The sequence below is a fragment of the Okeania sp. SIO2F4 genome, assembly GCF_010672385.1.
Lineage (GTDB): Bacteria > Cyanobacteriota > Cyanobacteriia > Cyanobacteriales > Microcoleaceae > Trichodesmium.
In genome coordinates this window covers 1-3,838 of the sequence record NZ_JAAHGT010000921.1, presented here as the reverse complement: position 1 = coordinate 3,838, position 3,838 = coordinate 1, and the positions used below count along the sequence as shown (strand labels likewise).

The window sequence follows — 3,838 nt, the reverse complement described above, 5'->3', positions numbered from 1 at the left end:
ATTTCTGGATTGATTCTACTTTTGAGTATCTTGGTTTTTCTAGTAATTATCAAAAAGAATAGTACCACAAGGAACAGCTCTAAATTTTTGTCGAGTAATCAGGAGTTTTTCTTATCCTAGAAGTTATTTATCTGTATAATTTTTTTCTGGATTTATTCTACTTTTGACTCTCTTACTTCTTCTAGTAATTATCAAAAAAAATAGTACCACAAGGAACAGCTCTAAATTTTCGCTGAGTAACAAGGAGTTTATCTTATCCTATAAGTCACTTATCTATATAATTTTTTTTCTCGATTTATCCTTCGTTTTCTTCTCTTTTTCATTCCTTACCTAAAAAAAAGTATTCCCACAACTCTAACAGAGATGTATAGTATTAAAAAGAGAAATATAATCTGAAACTCAAAGTCAAACAAATTAAGATGAAACGGCGAAAATTTATACGTTATCTACAGACAACTTTATTAGCTGTAATCGGAACAGGTTTAACATCTAAATTTCACCACTCCCAGGCACAAACAGGAGAATCTTTAACTATTACATGGTTAGGACATACTTGCTTTTTATTTGAAGGTGGAGGTAGCAAAGTATTAGTAAATCCTTTTCGCCAAATAGGTTGTACTGCTGGATATCGAGACCCCAAAGTAGACACAGATTTAATCTTAATTAGTAGTAGATTATTAGATGAAGGAGTGGTAGAAGGTTTTACAAGTAATCCCCCACCAATGTTGTTATATGAATCTGGAGTTTATCAAGTTAATGGTAGACAAATTCAAGGAATTCGCACCGCTAAAGATAGAGAAGGTGGACGCAGATTCGGCACTAATGTCGCTTGGTTATGGCAACAAGCAGGAATTAAGATTTTGCATTTAGGGGGATTAGCTAGTCCAATTGGTATAGAAGAGCGGATTTTGATTGGTCGTCCAGATTTGCTACTAATTCCTGTAGGTGGTGGCCCAAAAGCTTACACCCCCTTGGAAGCAAAACAGGTATTGGAAGTGCTAAAACCTAGAATTGTCATTCCCACTCACTACAAAACTGAAGCTGCTGATGAAAGTAGTTGTGAGATTGCTCCCTTAGAAGATTTTCTCAGTGTAATGGAAGGAAGTCCAGTCAGAGTTGTAAATCAGGACAGGATTTCCATTGCTCAATCTGATTTACCCCAGGAAGGTTTATTAATAGAAGTCTTAAGTTATAGATTTGACCAGTTATCTCCGAATTCTCTGGGAAGTAATTAAAAATAGAAAATTAAATTTTAAGTATTTATATGTAGGTGAGGTTGACATTTATCAAAAAATTGCTACGATATGTAAATTAAGTTTACATTTTTTAATAAAAGCAGAGAGGAATTAAGTATGAATAACCAAAATAGTTTAACTCTCGTGAAAAAAGCGATCGCTATCTTAGGATTAGTAGGTGTTAGTGCTAGCTTCGGTCTACCTGCAGTAGCAAACTTCTCTCAAAAATCTTCCACTCAGGCAGTAGTTAATCAACCTTTACAAATTGCTGACTCTAACTCTCAGGATATTGTGGCAACTGCTGCTGCTGATGGTCAATTTAAGACTTTAGCTGCTGCATTAAAAGCTGCTGGTTTAGTAGAAGTGCTACAAGGAGAAGGTCCATTTACGGTATTTGCTCCTACTGACGAAGCATTTGAAGCTTTACCACCAGGATTAGTAGAAAATTTATTGTTACCAGAAAACAAAGATAAACTGGTAAAAATTCTGACTTATCATGTAGTTCCCGGTAAGGTAATGTCTGGCGACCTCGAATCTGGAAAGGTAAAAACTGTCGAAGGTAGTAAAGTAAACGTTGAAGTTTCTAATGCAGGTGTGAAAGTTGGAAATGCTAAAGTAGTTAAAGCAGATGTACCTGCAAGTAATGGTGTAATTCATGTAATTGATACAGTAATTCTACCTGAGTAATTAATTAGCTTTATACCGTTTATTGGAAATATGTGGATTAACCCCATTCTTACTTTACTTATGAATGGGTTTTTTAATTAAGTCAGATAGGTTCAATAATGGATAATTGATAATTACCTCTACCTAAAAGGAAGAGGATTGAATAAAAGGAAAATAAATTCATTGTTTCTCTTGAAATAGAAGGCTTTAAACCTTAATTTTTCGGTAACCTTTGGATTGGCGACATACAGAGGTAATTCCTATAAATGTCCTCGTCTATTTGCGTACTTCTATAGCGAAGAAAGAATTAGTTAGGACATAGACTTATAATGAATCTGAGATAGCGGAAATGTTTTTTCAACTATTCCCTATTCCCTATTCCCTATTCCCTATTCCCTATTTGAAATATTTTTAAGATAAGTTCCAGTTTTGTACTACTGTTGATAATGTAGTTAATGAAATTGGGAAAACATGAATACCCAAAATCTTCTGACTCTCTTCAAAAAGTCCATCAATATCCTAGGATTAATCTGTGTTACTTTAGGGCTAATCTTTGCTAGCGCCTTTTATAGTCTACCCGCAGTAGCTAATCAGCAAGTAGTTAATCAACCTGTACTAATTGCTTATGCTCAAGATATTGTCTCAACTGCAGTAGAAGCAGGTGAATTCAATACTTTAGCTGCTGCCCTACAAGCTGCTGATTTAGTAGAAGTGCTTCAAGGAGAAGGCCCTTTTACAGTATTTGCACCTACTGATGAAGCATTTGCAGCTTTACCTCCAGGATTAGTAGAAGATTTATTACTTCCAGAAAACAAAGACGAACTAATCAAGATTCTCACTTATCATGTAGTTTTTGGTAAGGTAACATCTGGGGATTTAGAATCTGGAAAGGTAAGAACTATTGAAGGTGATGATATCTACGTTAAAGTTTCCAATGCAGGTGTAAAGGTTGATGACGCTAATGTAATTATTCCAGATGTACCTGCAACTAATGGTGTAATTCATGTTATAGATTCTGTAATTCTACCATCCAGATAATTAGTATAGCCCTAGGGAATAGGCAATAGAGAACAGGGAACAGGGAACACGAAACAGCAGACTTTCAAAAAGTTTCAGGATTTAGAAATTTCCTAAACTATACTTCGATTGCTATATAGTATTCTATTATTAGCGATCGCTATCAAAAGATAGAAATATTTGAACATACCTCATTTCAGAAGTAGAGTAAGAATGGGGTTTTTTAGTAAGTATTATAGAATTAAAGGAAGGAGTTATATACTATAAAGTGTAAGGCAAAAGTCGTTTATGCAATAGTCAAAAAAATCTATATACTGAGTTTGAGAATTGAGAAATATGCTAACCTTTATTTCGATTACTATATTATATCTAGCAAAACATAAGAATCTACCCCATTTATAAATTCAGAATGAGGTTTTTATCTATATTTATTTTAGATATTTATATAAATCTGGTTTATGAGAATAAGGCAGAAGGTATAGCAATCCGCCCATAGGTTGTAACATTTTATCGTAGGGGTTTGGTCTCCAAATCCCATTTTTGCTTGGGTTTGGAGACCAAACCCCTAAAGTCTTTGTTTTCACGAATTATTTCTTATGACTATAGAAGGTAGAATAATTTAGGAGGCGCGAAAAAGTACCTCTTGATTGATAAGCAGATTTAATATTGTCGCCTAATACGGCTCAAATCAAACAAAACTTGGGGTTGCACATTAAAGAATGATAATAGATTTTAAATTGTACATATATGAAGAAAAGAATTATCTAAAAATATCTACTTTCAGACTTCATCATTCCTGATTGTGCAACGCCAAAAAATTCTTAACCAAATAGTATTAAGGGGTTGCATAATCTAGATACAAATTATAAATATTCAACTCCCTACTCTCTTATTTTAATTATAAATAGGGTTTGCTGATT

The 3,838-nt window shown here is 33.8% G+C and carries 4 protein-coding genes; 3 read left to right on the top strand and 1 reads right to left on the bottom strand.

Features of this window, described 5'->3' with window-relative positions; genetic code table 11:
* Nucleotides 1-419: 419 nt before the first annotated feature.
* Entirely contained in the window at nt 420-1,235 is an 816-nt protein-coding gene (locus tag F6K22_RS34980) for an MBL fold metallo-hydrolase (RefSeq protein WP_293109062.1), read from the top strand.
* A gap of 117 nt (nt 1,236-1,352) precedes the next feature.
* Nucleotides 1,353-1,922 carry a fasciclin domain-containing protein gene (locus F6K22_RS34975; RefSeq protein ID WP_293109059.1) on the top strand — a complete coding sequence of 190 codons (570 nt, stop codon included), beginning with the start codon at nt 1,353-1,355 and terminating at the stop codon, nt 1,920-1,922.
* A gap of 82 nt (nt 1,923-2,004) precedes the next feature.
* Here the strand turns inward: F6K22_RS34975 and F6K22_RS42695 are convergent, their stop codons facing one another.
* A complete protein-coding gene (locus tag F6K22_RS42695) occupies nt 2,005-2,085 on the bottom strand; it encodes a DUF4896 domain-containing protein (protein WP_363275101.1) in 81 nt (26 codons plus the stop codon).
* 287 nt (nt 2,086-2,372) lie between these two features.
* Between F6K22_RS42695 and F6K22_RS34970 the strand changes: the two genes are divergently transcribed.
* The gene (locus F6K22_RS34970) at nt 2,373-2,939 is read left to right on the top strand and encodes a fasciclin domain-containing protein (RefSeq protein WP_293109056.1); all 567 of its coding nucleotides are present in this window, start codon (nt 2,373-2,375) and stop codon (nt 2,937-2,939) included.
* Nucleotides 2,940-3,838 lie beyond the last annotated feature (899 nt).